Origin of the sequence: Propionivibrio sp. (assembly GCF_017995515.1) — a bacterium.
Classification (GTDB): Bacteria; Pseudomonadota; Gammaproteobacteria; order Burkholderiales; family Rhodocyclaceae; genus Propionivibrio.
The window spans coordinates 1-15779 of sequence record NZ_JAGOIT010000011.1; the positions used below are offsets into that span (position 1 = coordinate 1).

Annotated in this window: 14 protein-coding genes; 9 read left to right on the forward strand and 5 right to left on the reverse strand. The window is 61.9% G+C overall.

Going from position 1 to position 15779, the window contains the following annotated elements; genetic code table 11:
• Positions 1-365 precede the first annotated feature (365 nt).
• Genes KBA32_RS03125 through KBA32_RS03140 form a run of 4 tightly spaced genes read right to left on the reverse strand, consistent with a single transcriptional unit; the run spans position 366 to position 3808 of the window.
• On the reverse strand, positions 366-1493 hold the full coding sequence (locus KBA32_RS03125) for a sodium ion-translocating decarboxylase subunit beta (RefSeq protein ID WP_294355156.1): 1128 nt from the start codon (positions 1491-1493) through the stop codon (positions 366-368).
• Between the two features lie 3 nt (positions 1494-1496).
• Complete coding sequence (locus tag KBA32_RS03130) at positions 1497-1919, reverse strand: biotin/lipoyl-containing protein (protein ID WP_294355158.1); 423 nt, start codon at positions 1917-1919, stop codon at positions 1497-1499.
• Positions 1919-2239 (reverse strand): hypothetical protein, encoded by a 321-nt coding sequence (locus KBA32_RS03135; RefSeq protein ID WP_294355160.1) that lies wholly within the window; start codon positions 2237-2239, stop codon positions 1919-1921. The genes KBA32_RS03130 and KBA32_RS03135 overlap by 1 nt, the downstream gene beginning before the upstream one ends.
• A 15-nt stretch (positions 2240-2254) precedes the next feature.
• Complete coding sequence (locus KBA32_RS03140) at positions 2255-3808, reverse strand: acyl-CoA carboxylase subunit beta (RefSeq protein ID WP_294355163.1); 1554 nt, start codon at positions 3806-3808, stop codon at positions 2255-2257.
• 219 nt (positions 3809-4027) lie between these two features.
• Here KBA32_RS03140 and fusA point away from each other — a divergent pair, with 219 nt between their 5' ends.
• Positions 4028-6082, forward strand: coding sequence for an elongation factor G (fusA, locus tag KBA32_RS03145; protein ID WP_294355165.1), 2055 nt, complete (start codon positions 4028-4030; stop codon positions 6080-6082).
• Positions 6083-6122: 40 nt separating this feature from the next.
• A complete protein-coding gene (gene plsB / locus KBA32_RS03150; RefSeq protein ID WP_294355168.1) occupies positions 6123-8597 on the forward strand; it encodes a glycerol-3-phosphate 1-O-acyltransferase PlsB in 2475 nt (824 codons plus the stop codon).
• Positions 8598-8615: 18 nt separating this feature from the next.
• Here the strand turns inward: plsB and KBA32_RS03155 are convergent, their stop codons facing one another.
• Complete coding sequence (locus KBA32_RS03155) at positions 8616-9392, reverse strand: lytic transglycosylase domain-containing protein (RefSeq protein WP_294355171.1); 777 nt, start codon at positions 9390-9392, stop codon at positions 8616-8618.
• A 470-nt stretch (positions 9393-9862) separates the two neighbouring features.
• Between KBA32_RS03155 and KBA32_RS03160 the strand changes: the two genes are divergently transcribed.
• The 7 genes from KBA32_RS03160 (at position 9863) to KBA32_RS03190 (ending at position 15768) form a co-directional block, all read left to right on the forward strand.
• The gene (locus KBA32_RS03160) at positions 9863-10909 is read left to right on the forward strand and encodes a VanZ family protein (RefSeq protein ID WP_294355173.1); all 1047 of its coding nucleotides are present in this window, start codon (positions 9863-9865) and stop codon (positions 10907-10909) included.
• A gap of 96 nt (positions 10910-11005) precedes the next feature.
• Positions 11006-11314, forward strand: a complete 309-nt coding sequence (locus KBA32_RS03165; protein WP_294355176.1) for a ferredoxin — start codon at positions 11006-11008, stop codon at positions 11312-11314.
• Complete coding sequence (locus KBA32_RS03170) at positions 11311-11949, forward strand: alpha/beta fold hydrolase (protein WP_294355177.1); 639 nt, start codon at positions 11311-11313, stop codon at positions 11947-11949. Before KBA32_RS03165 ends, KBA32_RS03170 begins: the two co-directional genes overlap by 4 nt.
• A 292-nt stretch (positions 11950-12241) precedes the next feature.
• Positions 12242-12601, forward strand: coding sequence for a response regulator (locus KBA32_RS03175; protein ID WP_294355267.1), 360 nt, complete (start codon positions 12242-12244; stop codon positions 12599-12601).
• A 40-nt stretch (positions 12602-12641) separates the two neighbouring features.
• A complete protein-coding gene (locus KBA32_RS03180) occupies positions 12642-13004 on the forward strand; it encodes a response regulator (RefSeq protein ID WP_294355179.1) in 363 nt (120 codons plus the stop codon).
• Between the two features lie 14 nt (positions 13005-13018).
• Positions 13019-13528: a chemotaxis protein CheW gene (locus KBA32_RS03185; protein WP_294355182.1), complete on the forward strand. Its 510-nt coding sequence runs from the start codon at positions 13019-13021 to the stop codon at positions 13526-13528.
• 200 nt (positions 13529-13728) lie between these two features.
• The gene (locus KBA32_RS03190; protein ID WP_294355184.1) at positions 13729-15768 is read left to right on the forward strand and encodes a methyl-accepting chemotaxis protein; all 2040 of its coding nucleotides are present in this window, start codon (positions 13729-13731) and stop codon (positions 15766-15768) included.
• Positions 15769-15779 lie beyond the last annotated feature (11 nt).

Consider the following 15779-nt stretch of genomic DNA (forward strand, 5'->3'; position numbering starts at 1 on the left):
CACGAGCGATGGCATGAAAGCTGGCGTAACCCCATAGCTCGGCAAGTTCTTGGCGCGAGTAGGTGGCACCTTTATTGATCCGGCACGAAGAAGTCTCAACTCCCGTTCGGGCTGAGCCTGTCGAAGCCCGCCCCCCCCTCGACAAGATCAGGGCGAACGAACTTCAATCATTACCGCGCCGAATCAATAGTTATCTTGGCAAATGAGATGGGCATGATGCTCCCTGAGTGGTACGTCGATATGGGATAGAACGTGGCGTCCGTGTGTATTGATGTCCAAGCGGAAATTATGTGATCTGTATCTCGTGTGAAACAAGAGCACTATGCCTCAAGGCGACAGCTTGCTGCCGCAAATGCTTAACGTCCTCACCCCCCCGCCCCCATCAACGCCAGCAACACCCCGCCGGCAACCACACTCGCGACCTGACCCGCCGCATTCGCGCCCATCGCGTGCATGAGCAGGTAGTTCTCGAAATCCTCTTCGTGCGCCATGCGCTGCACGACGCGCGCGGCCATCGGAAAGGCGCTGATGCCGGCAGCGCCGATCATCGGGTTGACCTTGCCGCCGGAGAGCCCGTTGAGCAGCTTGGCGAAGAGGACGCCGGCGGCGCCGTCGAGGATGAAGGCGAGGAGACCGAGGACGAGGATGAACAGCGTTTCCTTCTTCAGGAAATCGGCGCCGACCATCGTCGAGCCGATGGCGAGGCCGAGGAAGAGCGTCACCGTGTTGGCAATCTCGGTCGAGGACGCTTTGGTCAGGCGCTCGACGACGCCGGATTCCTTCATCAGGTTGCCGAGCATCAGCATGCCGATCAGCGGCGTGGCGAACGGCACAAGGATGCCGACGACGACGCTGACGACGATCGGGAACAGGATGCGCGTGCGCCGGCTGATCTTGCGCGAGCGATAGGGCATGCGGATCTGCCGCTCGCGCCGCGTCGTCAGCAGGCGGACGACGGGCGGCAGGATGATCGGCACCAGCGACATGTAGCTGTAGGCGGCGACGGTGATCGGCCCGAGCATGTGCGGCGCGAGGATGCCGCTCACGTAGATCGACGTTGGTCCGTCGATGGCGCCGATGATGCCGATCGACGCGGCTTCCGGCTGCGTAAAGCCGAGCAGCAGGGCGAGGATCAGCGTGAGGAAGATGCCGAACTGCCCGGCGGCGCCGAGCAGCACCAAGCGCGGGTTTTCCAGCAGCGGTCCGAAGTCGGTCAGCGCGCCGATGCCGATGAAGATGAGCAGCGGAAACAGCTCGTTGCCGACACCCACGTCGTAGAGAATCCTGAGCATTCCATCGGGCGCGATCAGCGGCGAGAGCGGCAGGTTGGCGAGCAGGCAGCCGGCGGCGATCGGCAGCAGCAGCAAGGGTTCGTAGTCGCGCACGATGGCCAGGTACATGAGCACGCAGGCGATGGCCAGCATCACCAGCGATTGCCAGGAGACGTTGGCGACGCCTTGCAGCAGCAGGTCGAGCGTGCGTTGGTCGATCATCGCTCACGTCTCCCGGTACTTGAGGATCAGCTCGCCGTGGTCGACCGTCTGCCCCGCCGCGACGAGCACTTCGGCGACGACGCCGGTCTGCGGCGAGGCGATCGTGTTGTGCATCTTCATCGCGTCGAGCACGGCGACCGGCTGGCCACGCTCGACCGCGTCGCCGGCCTTGACCTTGACTTCTAGGATGACGCCGGGCATCGGCGCGGTCAGCGCACCCTTGCCGCCGGCAGTGACCGCTGGCCTGGACGGCGGTAGTGCGACTGTCGGGCGCGGCGCGATGCTGACGGCCGATGGATTCGCATCCTCGGCCAGCGTCACTTCGTACGCTTCGCCGCCGACGGACACCGCGTAGCGATCAGCCGTCTGCTCCTGCACGTCGATGGCGAATTCGCGTTCGCCGACCTTGAGTCGATAACGTCGCATCATTTCCCCCTCGGCTGCCAGCTCGCGTTCTGCCGCGTCCTCCCGGTTGCCACCCAGCGGCTGGCGGTGGCGTCTTCGTTTGCAGTGGAACCGCGCGCAAGCCGCAGCGTCGAGCGGTGCTTGAGCACGGCGATGGAGATTGCGGCGACGAGGTCGGCTGGCAGGCCGGTTTGCTTGTCCTCATGCGGCGTCAGTGTGGTTTCAGGTGTCCTGTCGAGCGCAAGCGCCAGCGTCAGCAGTCCCCAAAGCAGGGCGAGCAACAGAAAAACCAGCCCCATGCCGAGAACGGTCATCTGCAGGCCCCAAGCCAGGTTTTCCATGTTGGCCTCCGCCGCCTAGACCGGGCTCAGCCCGTGCTTTTTGGGTGGATTCTGCTGCACCTTGGTGCGCACCACTTCGAGCGCGCGCGCCAGGCGCGGCCGCGTTTCGCGCGGTTCGATCACCTCGTCGATCTGGCCGACGTCGGCCGCGCGATACGGGTTGAAGAACTTCTCGCGGTACTCGTCGAGCAGTTCGGCCTCGCACGCTGCCGGATCGGCGGCCTTCTTGATCTCGTCGCGGAACAGCACGTTGACCGCCGCCTGCGCGCCCATCACGGCAATCTGCGCCGTCGGCCAGGCGAAGGTGATGTCGTTGCGCATCTGTTTGGAACCCATCGCGACGTAAGCGCCGCCCATCGCCTTGCGCGTGACGATGGAGATTTTCGGCACCGTCGCCTCGCAGTAGGCGTAGATGATCTTCGCGCCGTGCCGGATCACGCCGCCGTACTCCTGCGCCGTCCCCGGCAGGAAGCCCGGACAATCGACAAAGGTGATGATCGGCACGTTGAAGGCGTCGCACAGGCGAATGAAGCGTGAAATCTTGTCGGACGCATCGATATTGAGTGCACCGGACATGAAAGCCGGCTGGTTGGCGACGACGCCGACCGGGTAGCCGTCGAGCCGGGCGAAGCCGATCACCGCGTTGGCGGCGAAGATCGGCTGGATTTCGAGGAAGCTGCCGCGGTCGAAGATCGCTTCGATCGCGTCGCGGATGTCGTAGGGCTGGTTCTCGTCGTCCGGGATGAGCACGTTCAGGGTGTCGTCCATGCGTGTCAACGGGTCGTCGCAGGCGACGGTCGGCGGTTCCTCGTTGTTGTTCTGCGGCAGGTAACCGAGCAGGCGCTTGGTCAGAACAAGGCCTTCTTCCTCGGTCGCGGCGGCGAGGTGAGCGACGCCGCTGCGGCCGGTGTGGACTTCGGCACCGCCGAGATCCTGCGCGGTGACCTGCTCGCCGGTCACCGCCTTGATGACCTCCGGTCCGGTCAGGAACATATAGCTATTGCCAGCCATGACGATGAAGTCGGTGAGCGCCGGCGAGTAGACGGCGCCGCCGGCGCACGGCCCGAGAATGACCGAGATCTGCGGCACGACGCCGGAGGCGAGCACGTTGCGCACGAACACTTCGCCGTAGGCGGCGAGGCTGCGCACGCCTTCCTGGATACGCGCGCCGCCCGAGTCGTTGAGGCCGATCACCGGGATACCGGCCTCGAGCGCCATGTCCTGGATGCGGCTGATCTTCTGCGACTGCACTTCCGAGAACGAGCCGCCCATCACCGTGAAGTCCTGCGCGAACACCGCGACGCGCCGGCCGTTGACCTTGCCGAAGCCGGTGACGATGCCGTCGCCCGGAAAGCGCTGCCGGTCGAGACCGAAGGCGGTGAATTCATGTGTGGCCAGCGCGCCGAACTCCTGGAACGAGCCTTCGTCGAGCAGTAGCGCCAGCCGCTCGCGCGCCGTCAGCTTGCCGCGTTCGTGCTGCTGGTCGATCCGTTTCCGGCCGCCGCCGAGCACCGCCCGACCGCGCATCTCGCGCAGCGTTTCGAGGTGCCTCCTTGTCTTTCCCGCCATCGCACACTCCTGCTGAACCCTTTCGACAACGTTTTAAACATAGCTCGCCGGCATGGAAAATGCCCACGAAAAGATGCATTACGCGCACTTTGCTAATTCATGACAAGGCGTAGAATGAATCTGGCTTTCCGATCAATCTTGCGTAGTCAGTTGCTCTCCACGGGGCAGTTTCTGGTCTCTCGCCCCACGTTGAGTGCTTACACATCACTGGGAGAAATCATGGGTCAGAACACTGCAAGTCTTCGTACTGTCGCACTCGTAGGCCACGGTGCCGCCGGAAAGACGACGCTGGCGGAAACGCTGCTCGCCGCTTCCGGCGCGATCACCACCCGCGGTTCAGTTGAAAAGGGCAACACCGTCTGCGATTTCGATCCGCAAGAAAAAGAACTCGGTCATTCGCTCAATTCCGCCGTTTGCAGTTTCTCCTGGCAGGACGCCCAGATCCACCTGCTCGATACCCCCGGATACCCCGACTTCGCCGGGCAGGCGATCGGTGCGCTCGCCGCCGTCGATACGGCGCTGGTCGTCATCAACGCGCAGACCGGCATCGAACTGTCGACCGAGCGCATGATGCGTTTTGCCGCCGCGTGCAACGTCTGCCGCATGATCGTCATCAACAAGATCGACGCCGACAACGTTGATCTGCCGAAGCTGGTGGGCGAGATCCGCGAGCGCTTCGGCCGCGAATGCATGCTGCTCGACCTGCCAGCGCATCACGGCGCCGACGTCATTGAGCTGCTCGCCCACGACAGCGGCGAGAGCGATTTCGACTCGGTCGCCGACGACCATCGCGCGCTGATCGACCAGATCGTCGAGGAAGACGAGGACATGCTCGCCCGCTACCTCGACGAAGGCGCCGATCCCAGCCCGGACGAACTGCACGCGCCGTTCGAGAAGGCCTTGCGTGCCGGGCACCTGATTCCGATCCTCTTCGTCTCGGCGAAGACGGGCGCCGGCATCCCGCAGCTGCTCGACGTGCTCGCCAAGCTGGCGCCGAACCCGGCCGAAGGCAATCCGCCGCCGTTCTACAAGGGCGCGCTGAACGACCCGAACGCCGAAGCCTTCCACGCCGAACCCGATGCCTCGAAGCACGTGCTGGCGCATGTGTTCAAGGTCGTCAGCGACCCGTTCGTCGGCAAGCTCGGCGTGTTCCGCGTGCATCAGGGCACGATCAAGAAAGAGTCGCAACTGCTCGTCGGCGATGCCAAGCGTCCGTTCAAGGTTGGCCATCTTTATCGCCTGCAGGGCAAGGACTACGTCGAAGTCGAGTCGCTGGTTCCCGGCGACATCGGCGCCATCGCCAAGGTCGAAGAGATCGAATTCGACTGCGTCCTGCACGACTCGCACGACGAAGACCACATCCACCGGAAGCCGCTCGAATTCCCGCAGCCGATGCAGGGCCTCGCCGTCGAAACGAAGAAGAAGGCCGACGAGCAGCGCCTCTTTGACGTGCTGCACAAATTGGAACTCGAAGATCCCTGCTTCAAGGTCGAGCGCCATCCGACAACCAACGAGACGGTGATCCGTGGTCTCGGCGAGATGCACCTGCGCGCAAAGCTTTCGCGCATGGCGCAGCAGTTCAAGATCGAACTCGACACCAAGCCGCCGCAGATACCCTACCGCGAGACGATCAGCGGCAAGGCCGAGGGCCACTGCCGGCACAAGAAGCAGAGCGGCGGCGCCGGCCAGTTCGGCGAAGTCATGCTGCGCGTCGAACCGCTCGAGCGCGGCGCCGGCTTCGAATTCGTCGATATCGTCAAGGGCGGTACCATCCCCGGCGTCTTCATGGCCGCCGTCGAGAAGGGGGTGCGTCAGGCGCTTGAAGATGGTGTCGTTGGTGGCTTCCCAGTGCACGACGTGCGCGTGATCGTGCACGACGGCAAGTCGCACTCGGTCGACAGCAAGGACATCGCGTTCTATACCGCCGGCCGCAAGGCGACAATCGAGGCGATCCGCGCGGCGACGCCGATCATCCTCGAACCGGTCGTCGAGATCGAAATCCTCGCGCCGGACGAGGCGGTCGGCGATCTGGCCGGCGACCTCTCGAGCAAGCGCGGCCAGGTCACCGGCACGCAGCCGCGCGGCACCGGCAGCATGGCGATCGGCGGCAAGGTGCCGCTCGCCGAGCTCGACGATTATCAGGGGCGGCTCAAGTCGTTGACGGGAGGGCAGGGTTCCTACAGCATCGCGTTTTCGCACTACGCCCCGGTGCCTGCCAACACCCAACAACAACTCGCTTCCCAGTTCAAGATGGTGGCGCTCGACGACGACTGACCTCCGCTGAACCGGAAGAAGCTCAGACAAGAACAACGATATGACTGGCTTCTTTGATCTGCCCGGCTGGGCTCTGCCGCTGGCCCGCCGGGTTTTGTATTTCTGGGTACGTCCGACCGTTTTTCCGGAAAGCCCGCAGGAACTGGGGCTCGATCCGGAAAAGCCGGTGTGCTACGTCCTGCAGGATCACCATCTCTCGAACCTGCTCGTGCTGTTCAAGGAATCGCAGTCGGCCGGGTTGCCGCCGGCGATCGCGCCGCTACGCATCGGCAGCAAGCTGTTTCCGCACACCGCGTTCTTCCTCAACCGCAAACACTCGTTGAGCGCCACGGCGCGCCAGCGCTACGCGCATTCGACGCTGATGACGGCGCTGATGCGCGAGGCGCTGGGCAATCCGGAACTCGACATGCAGATCGTTCCGGTCGTTATCCTCTGGGGGCGCAGTCCCGACAAGCAGGACTCGATTCTCAAGGCATTGTTCTCGGAAACCTGGCGCCAGCCGGGGCCGTTGCGCCGCTTTCTGACGATTCTGCTGCACGGGCGCAACGTGCTCGTGCGCTTCAATACGCCGATTGCGTTGAGCTCGATTTCGCGCGAAGGGCTCAACGAGGAACAGGCGCTGCGCAAGTTCTCGCGCGTGCTGCGCGTGCATTTCCGCCGCCAGCGCGAAATGGCCATCGGGCCAGATCTTTCACACCGCAACACGCAAGTCGAGACCTTGCTCGCCGCGCCGACGGTACGCCAGGCGATTGCCGACGAGGCAGAAAAGCACGGTATTCAGCCGGATGAGGCGAAGCAGCGCGCGCGCCGTTTCGCGCTGGAGATTGCTTCTGACTATTCCTATGGTGCGGTGCGCGCCCTCGAGCTGTTCCTCTCCTGGCTGTGGACGCGCCTCTACGACGGCATCGAAACGCACAATCTCGACGTCCTCACGCGCATCGCGCCCGGGCAGGGAATCGTCTATGTGCCGGCGCATCGCAGCCACATCGACTACCTGCTGCTTTCCTACCTGCTGCACGACAACGGTTTCACGCCGCCGCACATCGCCGCCGGCGCCAATCTCAACCTGCCGCTCGTCGGTCGCCTGCTGCGCCACAGCGGCGCCTTCTTCCTGCGCCGCTCGTTCAAGGGCGAGCCGCTTTACGCGGCGGTTTTTCACGAATACCTGCACCTCATCCTGACGCGCGGTTTCCCGCTCGAGTACTTCATCGAGGGCGGGCGCAGCCGCAGCGGCCGGACACTGAACCCCAAGGCCGGCATGCTGGCGATGACGGTGCGCAGCTTCATCCGCGAGCACACGCGGCCGCTGGTCTTCGTCCCCGTCTATATCGGCTACGAGAAGGTGATGGAAGGCCGCACCTACGTGCGTGAACTGGCCGGTAAGCCGAAGCAGAAAGAGTCGCTGTGGGTGCTGTTGAAGAGCGCGCGCCAGATCAAGCGGGTGTTCGGCAAGGTGCACGTGAATTTCGGCGAGCCGCTGCCGCTCGCCGAGTTCCTCGAACGCAGCCGCCCGGGCTGGGCCGGCGAAGACCTCAGCGGTGCGGATGGCTGGTCGCGCGAAGTCACGCAGGGGGCCGCGCTTGAACTGGCGCGCCGGATCAATTCCGCGGTCGTCATCAACCCGGTCAATCTCGTCGCCCTGGCGCTCCTTTCCACGCCGCGCCACACGGCCGACGAACAGGTGCTCGACCGTGTGCTGGCGCACTATCAGGCGCTCGTTGCCGAGGCACCGTATTCGACGACGATCATTCCCTGCCATCTCGCGCCGCGGCAGATCGTCAGCCATGTCGAGCGGCTCGGTATCATCGAGCGCATCGCGCACTCGCTCGGCGACCTGATCCGCATCCCCGAGGGCGACGCGCCGTTGCTCGCCTATTTCCGCAACAACGTGTTGCATGTCTTTGCGCTGCCGGCGCTGATCGCCTGCCTGATCAACCAGAACCGCCACCTCGACGAGCGGCGCGTCAATGAAGCCGTCGTCGGCATCTATGGTTTGATGGCTACCGAACTGTTCCTGCGCTGGTCGCCCGATGAGTTGCCGGCGGTCACGGCGACGGTGATCGAAGTGCTGGTCCGCCGCGGCCTGTTGCAGCGCAACGCGTCAGGACGCCTGCTCGCGCCGGAAACCAGCAGTCAGGAATTCGCCGAGCTGCGTCTGTTGGGAGAGACGCTACGGCCGATTCTGGAACGCCACTTTCTGACGCTCTCGCTGCTGCAGCACTATGGAACGGGTCGCCGCGCGCGCCGTGACCTGGAGAACGATTGCCACCTGCTCGCCGGCCGTCTGGCGCTGCTCTATGACTTCAATACACCGGAGTTCGCGGAAAAGGCGACCTTCTCGGCGCTGATCGGGAATCTGATCGAAGCTCAGGTGCTGCGCGAGGACGAAACCGGGCTCCTGCACTTCGACGAGCAAATCGGGACGCCGCTGGCGCAGGCCGAACTCGTGCTGCCGGTCGAAGCGCGGCAAACCATCCGGCGCATGGCAAGCGCCGGACTGGTGATGCCGGACTGAAGTCTGCGGGAGAGGCGGTCAGGCTGCGCCGGGGATGACCACGGCGCCGCTCTTGCGCCGAGCGGCCTGTTCGAGCCGCTCTTTTTCGGCCAGCACCTTCGCTGCGTAGGCACCTTCCGGGTCGGAAGATCCGGCGTATTGCTGCAGACCGGCGACCAGTCCGCCTTGGCGGCGGATGGCTTCCTCGAGCACTTTTACGCCGACCTGGACGTTGATCACCGGGTCGAGCAGCGAGCGCTCGCTTGCGCCGGCCGGCAACTTGTCGGTGTGGAATCGCGGAATGACCTGCATCAATCCCTTGGCACCCATCGAGCTCTCGGCAAATGGGTTGAAGCGCGATTCGATGGCGATGATCGAGAGAATGAGCATGGGATCGATGCGTCTCTCCTTGCCGATGAGTTGGGCGACCTCAAACACCGGTGTCAGGGCTTCGGGCGACACCTTGTAGCGGCGATGTACGTAGCCGAGCGCGTTCTGCATCTGTGGGGAAAGAACGGGGGCTGCCGGCAGAGGGGGCGTCGTGTCCTGACTCAGCGCAGCCTGTACCGGTAGTACAGGTTGAGCGACTTGCGCCGGGATTTCCTTCCTGAATGTCACGGTGGTGACAGCCGCATCCAAGGAGACGGGTTGCGGTTCCTGCTCCATCACTTCGGCAGAAGGTTGTTTGTTGAGGAAGAGGTGGGTCATGCCGACGAAAAACAAGAAAGCGGCAATGACCAATAAAATTTGAATCAGGTCCAGCGCGACGTTACTGCTGCGCGCCATCGGTTTTTTGAGCGAGATCGTTGCAGACATGCTCTCTCCTTCACTGTTGTCATCGCGCAACCAATACTGCATGCCGGGCGACAAAGGTTTCAGGGGGGTGCAGAGCCCAGTTTTGTGACGGTGAAAAGACCGCTGGGCGAGGACTACGAATGCTGCTAAAGAGTAAGAACTGAAAGTTCTGGTACCAGGGAAATGCCAGAGGTCGAATGGTTTTCAGCCAAAAAAAATGCAATGCGCTATCAAACGCATTGCAACGGAAAACGCAGTCTATTGATTAAATTGATGTTTGTCAACCAGGCCAAAAATTCGGGCTGTTGGCGTTCGCGGAAATGTCGCTGCCTGCGCTTGCGGAAGCGCCCGTGTTCAAGCGCCGTTGCGGCTCGGGCGCCGATGGCGTTGCGAGGCTAGAATGACTCCATCAATCGTCCCGTTACCACCCGATCTCTCCCTTGGATAAGAGCGCAAGAACTGATTCGCAAGCGACTCAGGCCATATCACCGATGCGGCAATCGAGCGCTTTGCCTCGCTACGCCGCACTCGCCTATGCCGCGCTGATCATTTACGCGAGCCTGCATCCATTTTCGGGGTGGCGTGATCCCGGGCTCCCTCTGCTCATTTTCCTCGACGCCGGCTGGCCGCATTACTGGACCGGTTTCGACATGGCGGTCAACATCATCGCCTATGCGCCGCTCGGTTTCCTGCTGGTGCTCTCGTTACGCCGCTTGCCCTGGCGCTGGTTGCAATTCCTGCTGGCGTTGCTTCTCGGTTCCGGGCTGAGTCTCGGCCTCGAAAGCTCGCAAACGTGGCTGCCATCGCGTGTCGCCTCGAATCTCGATCTCGCTTGCAATACCTTGGGTGCCGCACTTGGCGCGCTCGTCGCCTGCATACAGGGCGACCGCCTTTTCGTCCGCCTGACGCAGTTGCAGCATCACCCGCTTGCGCCGACGCGGCAGGCAGAAGCCGGTCTGGTCCTGATCGGTGTCTGGTTGCTGACTCAGTTGTCGCCTGAAACAATCCTCTTTGGTGCCGGCGACCTGCGCCAGTTGCTGGAGATTCGGCCGACCGTTGCCTACGCCGCGCCGTCGTTCTTTGCCATCGAAACCGGAATCATCGTCTGCAATACGTTGGCCATCGGCCTCGTCGCCCGGACGTTGCTGGCGCGGACATCGCCGCCTTATCTTGAACTGTTCGCGTTCTTTGTTTTTGCGCTGGCGATTCGCACGCTGGCCGCGGCCATCCTTGTCGGACCGGCCGAAGCGCTCGCCTGGCTAACGCCCGGTGCCGGACTTGGCTTGATGATTGGCGGCGGCGTTTTGTCCATCTTCCTGCTTCTGCCCGGTGGGTTGCGCCACGTTGCGGCCGGTCTGGCGCTGATGGCCGGGACTGTGCTGGTCAACCTGGCGCCGCCCAACCCCTATTCCGCCGTCGCTTTCAGCGTCTGGCAACAGGGGCATTTCCTCAATTTCAACGGTCTGACGCGCTTGTCGGCCAGCCTCTGGCCTTTCTTCGCCCTGGCCTACCTGACAACGCTCGGGCGCCGGAACTGAGCCGGTTGAATCGATCCGTCCGGTGCCGGTCATAATGGGCGGAGACCGTAAGTGCTGATAGCAGTCAAACCCGATCACAACGAGGCGGATACACACATGAGCTATTTCAAACATCACGTTTTCTTCTGCTGCAACCAGCGTGGCGACGGCGAGGATTGCTGCAACAACCTTGGCGCCACCGAGGCGCAGACCTACGCCAAGGACCGCATCGGCCAGCTTGAACTCAAGGGCAAAGGCAAGATCCGGATCAACAAGGCCGGATGCATGGATCGCTGCGACGACGGGCCGGTTATCGTCGTCTATCCGGAGGAAGTCTGGTACCGCTACGTCGACAAGGACGACGTCGAGGAGATCATCCAGGAGCATCTGATCAATGGCCGTGTCGTGGAGCGCCTGAAGATATGAATCGCAACGAGGAAGTCATACTCATCGACGGTCCGGTCGGCGCCATCGAAACACTGGTCGAAAATCCCGGCGCCCCGCGCGGCATCGCGCTCGTCTGCCACCCGCATCCGCTTTTCGGCGGGGCCAACACCAACAAGGTGACGCACGCGCTGGCGCGCACGTTTACGCGTATGGACTATGTCGCTCTGCGGCCCAATTTTCGTGGCGTTGGCGGCAGTGCCGGAAAACACGATGAAGGGCGCGGAGAGACTGAAGACATGCTCGCCGTGCTCGCCGAGGCACGTCGTCGTTTTGGCGACCTGCCGGTCGCGCTTGCCGGTTTTTCCTTCGGGGCCTATGTGCAGACGCGAGTGGCGCAGGCGCTTGCCGAGGCCGGCCATCCGGCGCAGCGGCTGGTGCTGGTGGGCACGGCCGCCGGGCACGTCGAGGGGGCGCGCAAGTACGAAACCAGGGCAGTCGCCAGCGACACCATCGTCATTCACGGCGCGCGCGACGACACCGTGCCGCTCGCCAACGTGCTGTCCTGGGCGGAACCGCTGGAACTCCCGGTCATCGTCGTCCCCGGCGCGGACCACTTTTTCCACCGGCGGCTACACGTCATTCGCGACATCGTGACGCGCGCCTGGCGTCATTAGTCCCCATGCGGGCGCACAATAGATGCTTGGCACGGTGGAGCGTCTTTGGCTAGAATCGACCTCGCCCTGGTTCTCCAATCAACTCGAATTTCCGCCGGTACAATGCACTGAGCGAACGGACCAAGGCATCCTGTACGTTGATAAGTGCCTCAGATTGCTTGAGGAACAAGCTGTTGATGTATAGTGCAGGTCTGGTTGTAACGGCCGGATCGGAATTCTGTACGCGACCCAACCGAAGGGCTTCTGGAGGTAGGAATTGTCCGACGCAGCAAACCTGAGCGGCATCAAGGTGATGATCATCGATGACAGCAACACCATCCGGCGCAGCGCGGAGATATTCCTCGTGCAAGCCGGTTGTCAGGTGGTGCTGGCGGAAGATGGATTCGACGCGCTTGCGAAGATTGCAGATCACCAACCAGCAGTCATCTTCTGCGACATCATGATGCCGCGTCTCGATGGCTATCAGACCTGTGCGCTGATCAAGAAAAACCAACGGTTCCGCAGCACCCCGCTGATCATGTTGTCGTCCAAGGACGGTCTGTTCGACCGGGCACGCGGGCGCATGGTCGGATCCGATCACTACCTGACCAAACCGTTTACAAAGGACAGCCTTTTGAAGGCTGTCGCAACCTACGCGCCTTCACAGGCCTGACTCACGCTAACATCCGAGAGTAACTCAGGGAGAAATCGAAATGCCCGTTAAGAAAGTCCTCGTTGTCGACGATTCGCCCACGGAACGGCACGTTTTGGTCGAGCTATTGACCAGGAATGGTTACCAGGTCATCACCGCGGAGAGCGGTGAAGAGGGAATCGAAAAGGCGAAGTCCGAATTGCCTGACCTGGTATTGATGGATGTCGTGATGCCGGGCCTCAACGGCTATCAGGCAACCCGGACGCTGACACGGAATGAGACGACGAAGCACATCCCGATCATCGTTTGTACGTCCAAAGGTCAGGAAACCGACAAGATATGGGGCTTGCGGCAAGGAGCTCTGGACTATCTGGTGAAGCCGGTCAACGGCGAAGAACTGCTGTCCAAGATCGCTGCGCTCTAGCCGTCAGCCTTTGTATGGCTAAGCGAGGCAGTCTTCGAGAATTTCAGGCGCACCTGGCGACGCGGCTGGCCGGTGTCGGCGACAAGAGTGCGGCAGGTTTGCTTGGGGTTCAGGCCGGCAATGACTTCTGGCTGCTCGATTTGACGGACTCCGGCGAAATCGTTCCCTTGCCGCCGCTAACGTCGGTGCCGCTGACGAAACACTGGTTTGTCGGGATCGCGAACATCCGCGGAAGCCTGTATTCGGTCGCTGATTTCTCCGTTTTCCAGGGCAAGGAAGCGACCCCCCAGAATGCAAGCTCACGCCTTCTCCTCGTCGGCACCCGGCACGGTAACAATGCTGCGCTGCTGGTGACGCGAATGCTCGGATTGCGCAATGAGGACAACTTGACGCCGGTTGCCGTCGAGCCCGATGCGCCCGCGTGGGCTGCGCGGGCTTTCACCGACAGCGAGGGGCGTCGGTGGAAAAAACTCGATGTTCGCGCACTGCTCGCTGACGAAGGGTTTATGGATATCTGTGCTTGAATTTCAGTTCGTCAAATCGTAATTACCAATAAATATCCCGTCCATTTGAAACGGTGAAATCGGAGAGTCTGATGGCGTTCGAGTTGAAGTTACCTGCGTTCTTGTCTGGCCGAAAAGGTTCAATAGAGCAAACCGTCTCGGCGGCAATGGGTGTGGGCAAGGAACCTTCTCCAACTGCGCGTGCAGGGAAGAAATTCGGCTTGAATTTCCTCGGGCAGTATTCGGTCACCAAACAGTTGCAAATCCTCGGTGGTGTACTTCTTGTCTTGATGTTCCTCGTTGCGGGCATCGTCTATCACGATAGCCGCGAGTCGACTTACAACACGGCATATGTGGCAACGGCGGGCGAAATGCAGATGCTTTCCCAGCGGCTGGCAAAGGCTTCGAGTCTTGCGCTGCAAGGAAATTCGATCGCGTTCAAGCAGATGCGTGACTCGCACAGCCAGTTCGCCACGAACCTTGACCGGCTGATGAACGGCGGCGAACTGGCTGGAACGTCGGTGCCGCCATCACCGGATAATGTTCAGCCGCAGTTGCAGGCTTTGGCCAAGGCGTGGAGTGCGACCGACAAGGATTCGGCCCAGATGCTTGACATGGAGAACTATCTGGTCAAGTTGGGTCAGGACGTGACGGACATCGTCGAGAAGAACTCGCAGATGCTTTTTCTGGCCGAGCAAGTCGCGGCGCTCAAACTGCAAAATGGCGCGAGTGCTGGAGAGATCGCCGCTGCCAACCAGATGGTGATGTTGACGCAGCGTATTGCCAAGAACGCCAGTGCGTTGCTGGTTGGAGATGTAATCAGCCCGCAGACGCCGTTCCAGATGGCGAAGGATACGAACACTTTCAAGGATCTGTTGGGAGCCCTGATCAAGGGAAGCGACATTCTCGGTACATCGGCGACGAATGACCTGGAGACGCGCACCAATCTGACGCAACTCGAGATCAGCTACAAGGAATACCAGGAGTCCGTTAAAGGCATTCTGGACAGTATGCAGCGCCTGGTCGAAGCAAAGCACGCCGGATCGAAGATCTTCCGCGATAGCGAAGAACTGCTTGGCTCGTCCAAGGTGCTGGCAGAAGCCTATCAGGGCGGTATTGCCGAGCGAGCGACCTATGGTGTGATACTGGCCGTTCTGGTCGTTCTGGTTCTAGCTACGCTGATTCTCATGGCCAAGATTTACCTTGACGACACACGGCGCCAGGCTGAGGTTGCCGAGCAAAGCCGACTGGTCAGCGAAATGGTCAACCGACAAAACCAGGACGCCATTCTGCGCTTGATGAATGAACTGGGTGACTTGGCCGACGGCGACCTGACCGTTACCGCAACCGTGTCGGAAGACATCACCGGCGCGATTGCCGACTCGATCAACTACACGGTTGAAGAACTGCGGGTGCTGGTCGGGCGAATCAACGATGCGGCGGGTCGCGTGACCCAGGCAACCGAAATCGCCCAGCAAACCTCGGCTGAACTGCTCGCCGCTGCCGAGCGGCAGTCGGTGGAAATTCAGGATGCCGGCCGTTCGGTTCTGGCCATGGCGAGTTCGATGACGGAGGTGTCCGGGAGCGCGAACCTGTCGGCGCAGGTGGCGCGCCAATCGCTGGCGGCCGCCGGCAAGGGGACGGTCGCGGTGCAGGACTCGATCAAGGGCATGAACGAGATTCGCGAACAGATTCAGGAGACATCGAAGCGGATCAAGCGTCTCGGCGAGTCGTCGCAAGAGATTGGCGAAATCGTTGAACTGATTTCCGACATTACCGAGCAGACCAACGTGCTGGCACTCAATGCCGCAATTCAGGCGGCGTCCGCGGGCGATGCGGGGCGAGGCTTTACCGTGGTTGCTGAAGAAGTGCAGCGCCTGGCTGAGCGCTCCGGTGAAGCGACCAAGCAGATCGCGGCCATCGTGAAGACGATTCAGACCGACACGCAGGGCGCGGTCTCCGCTATGGAAGAATCGACGCGCGGTGTGGTCGAAGGGGCCAAGCTCTCGGATGCTGCTGGGCAGGCTCTGGCTGAGATCGGCGAAGTTTCGCAAAACCTTGCGCAACTGATCGAAAGCATTTCGGACGCAACACGGACGCAGGCTGATTCGGCGACGAACGTTGCGGGCAAGATGCAGGACATTCTCCGGGTGACGGAACAGACAACAGCAGGTACGCAAAAAACAGCGATTGCCGTCGGCGAACTGGCCGGTCTGGCGACTGAACTAAAGGGTTCGGTTGCCGGCTTCAAGGTGGGCTGATAGCCCTGCGT

Excerpts from the sequence above, each read along its gene's own strand:
- KBA32_RS03140 (WP_294355163.1), bottom strand. The coding sequence starts at position 3,808 with ATGGCGGGAAAGACAAGGAGGCACCTCGAAACGCTGCGCGAGATGCGC.
- KBA32_RS03165 (WP_294355176.1), top strand. The coding sequence starts at position 11,006 with ATGAGCTATTTCAAACATCACGTTTTCTTCTGCTGCAACCAGCGTGGC.
- KBA32_RS03155 (WP_294355171.1), bottom strand. The coding sequence starts at position 9,392 with ATGTCTGCAACGATCTCGCTCAAAAAACCGATGGCGCGCAGCAGTAAC.
- KBA32_RS03125 (WP_294355156.1), bottom strand. The coding sequence starts at position 1,493 with ATGATCGACCAACGCACGCTCGACCTGCTGCTGCAAGGCGTCGCCAAC.
- KBA32_RS03185 (WP_294355182.1), top strand. The coding sequence starts at position 13,019 with ATGGCTAAGCGAGGCAGTCTTCGAGAATTTCAGGCGCACCTGGCGACG.
- KBA32_RS03135 (WP_294355160.1), bottom strand. The coding sequence starts at position 2,239 with ATGGAAAACCTGGCTTGGGGCCTGCAGATGACCGTTCTCGGCATGGGG.
- KBA32_RS03170 (WP_294355177.1), top strand. The coding sequence starts at position 11,311 with ATGAATCGCAACGAGGAAGTCATACTCATCGACGGTCCGGTCGGCGCC.
- KBA32_RS03160 (WP_294355173.1), top strand. The coding sequence starts at position 9,863 with ATGCGGCAATCGAGCGCTTTGCCTCGCTACGCCGCACTCGCCTATGCC.
- KBA32_RS03130 (WP_294355158.1), bottom strand. The coding sequence starts at position 1,919 with ATGCGACGTTATCGACTCAAGGTCGGCGAACGCGAATTCGCCATCGAC.
- fusA (WP_294355165.1), top strand. The coding sequence starts at position 4,028 with ATGGGTCAGAACACTGCAAGTCTTCGTACTGTCGCACTCGTAGGCCAC.
- KBA32_RS03175 (WP_294355267.1), top strand. The coding sequence starts at position 12,242 with ATGATCATCGATGACAGCAACACCATCCGGCGCAGCGCGGAGATATTC.
- plsB (WP_294355168.1), top strand. The coding sequence starts at position 6,123 with ATGACTGGCTTCTTTGATCTGCCCGGCTGGGCTCTGCCGCTGGCCCGC.
- KBA32_RS03180 (WP_294355179.1), top strand. The coding sequence starts at position 12,642 with ATGCCCGTTAAGAAAGTCCTCGTTGTCGACGATTCGCCCACGGAACGG.